This is a genomic window from Komagataeibacter kakiaceti JCM 25156, assembly GCF_000613305.1.
Window position 1 is genome coordinate 1 of the sequence record NZ_BAIO01000109.1, and the last position, 6,450, is coordinate 6,450.

Below are 6,450 nucleotides of genomic sequence, written 5' to 3' on the forward strand. Positions count from 1 at the left end.
GCATGTCATGGTGGTGGATGACGAACCGGGGGTGCGCGCGGTTACCGCCGGGGTTCCTGCGCGCGCGCGGGCATGACGTGCGCGAATACGCCAGCGGGCCGGAAGCCGTGGCAGGCCATGGAGCAGGGGATGGGGCCGATTGATCTCGTGATCATGGATGTCATGATGCCGGGCATGGGCGGGCTGGAGACGGCGCATCGCCTGCAGGCCCTGCGTCCCGGCCTGCGCGTGCTGTACCTGACCGGCTACGCCAATGCGGGCGCATTGCCCGCGGGCAGCGCCGATGTCATGCACAAGCCCTTCACCCGCGCCGATCTTGCCGCCCATATCGACCGGATCATGAACCGCGCGGCGCAGGAGGCATGAGGGCATGCCTGCATGGGGCGGATGCCCCTTGCGCTGGCAGAAGAAGGTTTTATCTCTATACACCATGCAAGATCATCATTCATCTCCCCATGACCCGGTCGGGTGGCATGGTACGACCATTCTGTGTGTCCGGCGCGCAGGCCAGGTGGCCATGGCCGGCGATGGACAGGTGACGCTGGGCGCCACCGTCATCAAGGGCAATGCGCGCAAGGTGCGCCGGATCGGCCCCACGGGGCAGATCCTCGCGGGGTTCGCCGGGGCCACGGCGGATGCCTTCACCCTGCTGGAACGGCTTGAAAACAAGCTTGAACGCTACCCCAACCAGCTTGAACGCGCCTGTGTCGAACTGGCCAAGGACTGGCGCACCGACCGCTACCTGCGTCGCTGGAAGCCATGATGGCCGTGGCCGACGCCGAACGCTCCTTTACCCTGACCGGCAATGGCGACGTGCTGGAGCCAGAGGATGGCATCATCGCCATCGGGTCGGGGGGCAATTACGCGCTGTCCGCCGCGCGCGCTGCTGGGGATCGAGGGGCTTGGCGCGGTGGACATCGCACGGCGCTCCATGAAGATCGCCGGTGACATCTGTGTCTATACCAACCATTCCGTCATTGTGGAGACACTGGGCACGGATACGCAGGACGGAGCGGCGTAATGGAACTTCCCAATCATTCCCCGCGTGAGATCGTATCCGAACTCGATCGCTACATCATCGGTCAGGGCGACGCCAAGCGGGCGGTCGCCATCGCGCTGCGCAACCGCTGGCGGCGCGCGCAACTGCCTGCCGCGATGCGTGAGGAGGTCGTGCCCAAGAACATCCTCATGATCGGGCCGACCGGCTGCGGCAAGACCGAGATCGCGCGCCGCCTGGCCAAACTGGCGCAGGCCCCGTTCCTGAAGGTCGAGGCCACCAAGTTTACCGAGGTGGGTTACGTGGGCCGCGATGTGGAAAGCATCGTGCGCGATCTGGTGGAAGTCTCGATCAACATGCTGCGCGACCTGCGCCGCAAGGATGTGGAGGCGAAGGCCGAACTCGCGGCGGAAAACCTGCTTCTGGACGCATTGGTGGGGAAGGGGCCTCCGCCGAGACGAAGAACAAGTTCCGGCGCATGCTCCGCGCGGGGGAACTGGAGACCAAGGAAGTCGAGATTTCGATTGCCGAGGGCGGCAGTCCGTCGCCCGCGGACATGCCGAACATGACGCCGGGCGCCGTCATCAATTTCTCCGACATGATGAAGGGCTTCATGAACCGCATGCCGCAGCAGCGCCGCATGACGGTCGCGGCCGCGCGCGCTGCCCTGATCCGGCAGGAAGCGGACAAGATGCTCGATACCGACGCCCTGACGCGGGAGGCCGTGATCCATGCGCAGGATCATGGCATTGTTTTCCTGGACGAGATCGACAAGGTCTGCGCCCGCGCATCCGAAGGCGGCTCGCGCGGCGGCGATGTCTCGCGTGAAGGGGTGCAGCGCGACCTGCTGCCGCTGATCGAGGGCACGACCGTCTCCACCAAATACGGCCCCGTGCGCACGGATCATATCCTGTTCATCGCCTCCGGCGCGTTCCATATCGCCAAGCCCTCCGACCTGCTGCCCGAACTGCAGGGGCGTCTGCCCATCCGGGTGGAACTGGCGTCGCTGACGCGTGAGGATCTGCGCCGTATCCTGACCGAGCCGGAACATTCCCTGCTCCAGCAGTATGTGGCGCTGATGGGCACGGAAAAGGTTACGCTGTCCTTCAGTGACGATGCGATCGACGCGCTGGCGGAACTGGCGGCGGACATCAATGAACGGGTTGAGAATATCGGCGCGCGGCGTCTTGCCACCGTGCTGGAACGCCTGCTGGAAGAGGTGTCCTTCACCGCTGCGGACCGCGCGGGGCAGGCCGTTGTCATCGACGCGGGCGACGTGCGCGACAAGGTCGCCCCGCTGGCCAGCAAGGGTGATCTGAGCCGCTTTATCCTGTAAGGCGGCGACAGGGTTACGGTCGGGCCACCGGTGCGCGGGGCCTGACCGATTTCACGCGTAACAGGAAAGATGATGACCGACCCCTTCGTAAAGCCCGAGGACGATACCGCCGCTGACGCCATTGCCGAGATTGGTGATGAACTGGCTCTGTTCGATGACTGGATGCAGCGGTACCAGTACATCATAGAACTGGGCCGCAAGCTGCCGCCCTTTCCGCCACAATGGCAGGACGACGCGCACCGCGTGCCGGGCTGCCAGAGCCAGGTATGGATGGAAGCCCAGCCAAAGGATGGCGTCCTGTATCTGGCCGGGGCATCGGATGCGGCCATCGTGTCCGGTCTGGTGGCGCTGCTGCTGCGGGTCTATTCCGGTCGCAGCCGGGAAGAAATACTCGCGACCGATCCGGGCTTCCTGCGTGACCTCGGGCTGGTGCAGGCGCTATCCACCAACCGGGGCAACGGGGTGGAAGCCATGGCGCAGGCCATCCGCAAGGCGGCAGCGGCCCTGCCGATCGCGTAAAGCGCCCTGTAAATCAGAAGAAAGCTTCAGGAAACGCCGCCTTTTGCGTTATCGCACATGATAAAAAAGAAACGGGGGCTTTCCCGCGCATGGGGCCGTGGAGTGGCTGCATAAGGACATGAAAAAAGGCCGGTGCATAAGCAACCGGCCTTTTTTCATTTCAGTCTGTCCGCGTGGTCAGTCAACCGTGCTCATGCGGGTTTCATCCACGAACTTTTCGGTATCGTCATCCAGCTTGCGCGATTTGCGGCCAGCGGGGCCATGCACGTACAGCGTCTTGCGATCGACCTTCTGGTCCGTGCCTTCGGGCTTGAGCGGCATTTCGTATTTCGGCTTCTGCGCGTGATCGGCCATCTGCAGCTTCGGGTTGAAGACCGAATTGAACTTCCAGATCATGGTCAGGAAGTTGGTCTGCCCGCGCAGCGCCAGACGCAGCGCAATGCCCAGCGTGTCCTTGATCGCGCTCCAGCCAGATGCTTGTTGTTCAGGATCTGCTGGGTCTTGACCAGTTCCTCATAGAACTCGTTCAGCGGCAGGGTGGTCGGCATCACGGCGTGCTGGATGTCGAACAGGCGGTAATCACGCGTGGTCAGCTTGCGGGACTCGCTTTCCCATATCTCGGTGCCGGGATAGGGGGTGGTAACCGAAATGTTCACGATGTCCGGAATTTCCAGGCACCACTGGCGGATCACCTCGAAGCGTTCGCGATCCCATGACGGATCGGCGATCAGGTTGATCGCGACGATCAGGTCCAGCGAGCGGGCGTAGTCCAGCGCCTCGAAGTTACGGTCCATCGAGACGCGCTTGCGGAACCGCTTCAGCCCCTCCGCATCCACGGCTTCCAGCCCGATGAAGATGTAGCTCAGCCCGATATCCTTCCAGACGCGGAAAACTTCCTTGTTGCGCAGCAGCACGTCCGCGCGGGTTTCAAGGTAATATTCCTTCTGGATGTTGCGGCGCTTGATCTCGTTGGCGATGGCCAGGCCGTGTTCGGCATGCACGAAGGCCACGTCATCCACGATGAAGATGCCGGGTTCCTTGATTTCCTGCAGTTCCTCGCCAATCACCTCGGCGCTGGCGGTGCGGTAGGAGCGGCCGTAGAAGGTCCATGCACTGCAGAACGTGCAATCCCACGGGCAGCCGCGCGCGAATTCGATGGATGCCGCCGGGTCCAGCGTGCCGATGAAGTATTTGCGGCGATGGCGCAGCAGGTCACGCGCGGGGCGGACCTCATCCAGCGTTTCCACGAAGATGGGCGGCGGGCCTTCGCCATCCATGGTCACGACGCCGGGCACGGTGGTCAGGTCGCGGCCCTGTTCCCATGCTTCCAGCAGCAGGCCGACGGTGGCGTCGCCTTCGCCCTTCAGGACGCAGTTGACCGCCCCATCGGACAGGGAAAGCACATCACGCGCGATGAACGAGATGGAATGACCGCCCATGAACAGGAACACGTTGGGCAGGCGCCGGCGCGTTTCCTTGCACAGGTCGATGATTTCGGGAACATTGGCCAGGTAGTTGCCCGAAAAGCAGACCGCGTGCGGTCGGAACTTTTCGATCCGTTCCCAGTAATCCGCGTGCTTTTCGACCTGCAGGTCGATGATGTCCACCTCATGTCCCTTGTTGCGCGCGGCGCCGGCAACCAGTTCAAGCCCCAGCGGTTCGAGACGCAGGAAGACCTTTGTGTACATGAGTGAGCTTGGATGGACGGCCAGTAATCTCATTCTTCTACCTCAGGCATCGATGGGGGACGGTGACAATGCGTGACAGGCATACGCAATCCTGAAGCAAATTTACAGTCAGGGAGTCCTGTATTTATAATTCTTATATATCACGCATGATTTACAAAAAATCAGAATAACGAGTGAGGGTGGCAATATAACCGCCCCCTGTCATCCGGTTCACGGTAATATCACCTATGCATGCAGATAATACCTATGCGTGATCCGGGGTATTCCCTGCATGGCGGGCGTGATTTCCGTAACCGGCATTTCACGTAAGGCACCCATGCGTTACGGGCACGGCGGGTAAGGGGCGGGGCTGTGTCCCCTATCGCCGCTGGCGCTTTCGTGGCAGTGTGGCGCCGCTTAAGCGACGGGGTCGAGATGAAGCTGAAACTTGTGGAAAAACTGCCCGTCCGGCTCGGGCTGCTGGCATGCGGTCTGGTTGTGCTGGGCGCATGTACACCGGAAATCGGGCGCAAGCCGTTCCAGAACGATGTAAAATGCCTGCGCGAGCAGATGGGCACGGCCATGCAGCTCAGCTTTCCCATCGCCGCCAATACCTGCCAGCGCATGAGCGATCACAACATCGTCTTTGCGGAAAACAAGCATTCGCACCCGCTGCCGCTCAACCTGCGTGGCGCGCCGGATCTGCAGAAGCTGGCGGACCAGTACGACTACAGCTACACCAGATAGTTGCCCGCCTAGTTCTCCAGTTCGGTATCCCAGTACAGATAGTCGCGCCAGCTTTCATGCAGGTAGTTGGGAGGGAAGGCGCGGCCGTTTTCCTGTAGCCTGCGGCTGGATGGGCGTATGGGCGTGCGGTTGGGGTACATGCGGATCTGGTGCGGCATGTACGATCCCTTGATCAGGTTGCACGGGCTGCACGCGGTCACCACGTTTTCCCAACTGGTGCGGCCGCCCTTGCTGCGGGGAATGACGTGGTCGAATGTCAGTTCCTGCGTGGGGAAGCGGGTATTGCAGTACTGGCAGGAAAAATTGTCGCGCAGGAAGACGTTGAAGCGGGTGAAGGCGGGCTTGCGGGCGGTGGGGATGTAGTCTTTCAGTGCGATCACGCTGGGCAGGCGCAGGCTCTGGGTGGGGGAGCGGACAACCGTGTCATATTCGCTCAGCACCGATACGCGGTCGAGCCATACGGCGCGGATGGTGTCCTGCCATGACCATAGGGAGAGCGGGTAATAGGAAAGCGGCCTGAAATCGGCATTCAGGACCAGGGCTGGCAGGTATTGACTGTCACAGGGCACGGACGCATTCCTTTCCGAATGCCGACGCACAGTTCTCAGGCATACTCTGTTCCGAAGCGAACGCCTGTGAAGTGCGTCGTCGTCAGGTAACTTCCAAATTAATTGCAGACCCCGCCGGGTGTGGCAACCCATGGCGGTCAGGCCGCCTCCACCCGGTTACACGCCCACGAAAAGAGGAAACAGGGGCGGTTTTTCGCTATATACCTGTTTTGCCATGGGAATGACAGAAATTACCCGTTTCGCCCCCAGTCCGACGGGGCACCTGCACCTCGGCCATGTTGCGTCGGCGCTGGCGGGGTGGCGCGCGGCCATGGAGTCGGGCGGCACGTTCCTCCTGCGGGTGGAAGATATTGACACGGTGCGCTGCAGGCCGGAATTCATTACCGGTCTGTACACGGATCTGGAATGGCTCGGCCTGTCGTGGCCGCGTCCCGTGCGCCGCCAGTCGCTGCACATGGCGGAATACCGCCGCGTGCTGGATGCGCTGGCGGCGCGTGGCCTGCTTTATCCATGCTTCTGCACCCGGCGCGATATCATGGAGGCGGCGGGCGCGCCCCACCACGCGCCCGATGGGGCCATGATCTATCCCGGCACCTGCCGTGACATGGATCCGGG

Annotated in this window: 5 protein-coding genes and 3 pseudogenes; 6 read left to right on the forward strand and 2 right to left on the reverse strand. The window is 62.2% G+C overall.

Translation table 11 applies throughout. The features are described from left to right. Positions 1–117 precede the first annotated feature (117 nt). The 4 genes and pseudogenes from JCM25156_RS27890 to JCM25156_RS07990 all read left to right on the forward strand — a co-directional run bounded on the left by JCM25156_RS27890 (position 118) and on the right by JCM25156_RS07990 (position 2,852). Positions 118–366: a response regulator gene (locus JCM25156_RS27890; RefSeq protein WP_407637116.1), complete on the forward strand. Its 249-nt coding sequence runs from the start codon at positions 118–120 to the stop codon at positions 364–366. Positions 367–430: 64 nt separating this feature from the next. Next, a pseudogene (gene hslV, locus JCM25156_RS22620) lies at positions 431–1,021 on the forward strand (ATP-dependent protease subunit HslV). After that, positions 1,021–2,333: pseudogene (gene hslU / locus JCM25156_RS22625) on the forward strand (ATP-dependent protease ATPase subunit HslU). Before hslV ends, hslU begins: the two co-directional pseudogenes overlap by 1 nt. Positions 2,334–2,405: 72 nt before the next feature. Beyond that, entirely contained in the window at positions 2,406–2,852 is a 447-nt protein-coding gene (locus tag JCM25156_RS07990; protein ID WP_025812705.1) for a SufE family protein, read from the forward strand. A gap of 177 nt (positions 2,853–3,029) precedes the next feature. Here JCM25156_RS07990 and hpnR read toward each other — a convergent pair. Then, positions 3,030–4,573 (reverse strand): annotated as a pseudogene (hpnR, locus tag JCM25156_RS22630) (hopanoid C-3 methylase HpnR). 381 nt (positions 4,574–4,954) lie between these two features. Here hpnR and JCM25156_RS08000 point away from each other — a divergent pair. Continuing rightward, the gene (locus JCM25156_RS08000; protein WP_025812706.1) at positions 4,955–5,266 is read left to right on the forward strand and encodes a hypothetical protein; all 312 of its coding nucleotides are present in this window, start codon (positions 4,955–4,957) and stop codon (positions 5,264–5,266) included. 8 nt (positions 5,267–5,274) lie between these two features. Here the strand turns inward: JCM25156_RS08000 and JCM25156_RS08005 are convergent, their stop codons facing one another. Further along, complete coding sequence (locus tag JCM25156_RS08005; RefSeq protein WP_025812707.1) at positions 5,275–5,835, reverse strand: HNH endonuclease; 561 nt, start codon at positions 5,833–5,835, stop codon at positions 5,275–5,277. A 220-nt stretch (positions 5,836–6,055) separates the two neighbouring features. Here JCM25156_RS08005 and JCM25156_RS08010 point away from each other — a divergent pair. Then, positions 6,056–6,450 (forward strand): glutamate--tRNA ligase family protein (locus JCM25156_RS08010; RefSeq protein ID WP_025812708.1); only part of this gene is annotated, 395 nt, incomplete at its 3' end.

Bases quoted from the DNA above. Each gene is read 5' to 3' on its own strand.
- JCM25156_RS27890 (WP_407637116.1), top strand. From the start codon at position 118: ATGGAGCAGGGGATGGGGCCGATTGATCTCGTGATCATGGATGTCATG.
- JCM25156_RS08000 (WP_025812706.1), top strand. From the start codon at position 4,955: ATGAAGCTGAAACTTGTGGAAAAACTGCCCGTCCGGCTCGGGCTGCTG.
- JCM25156_RS07990 (WP_025812705.1), top strand. From the start codon at position 2,406: ATGACCGACCCCTTCGTAAAGCCCGAGGACGATACCGCCGCTGACGCC.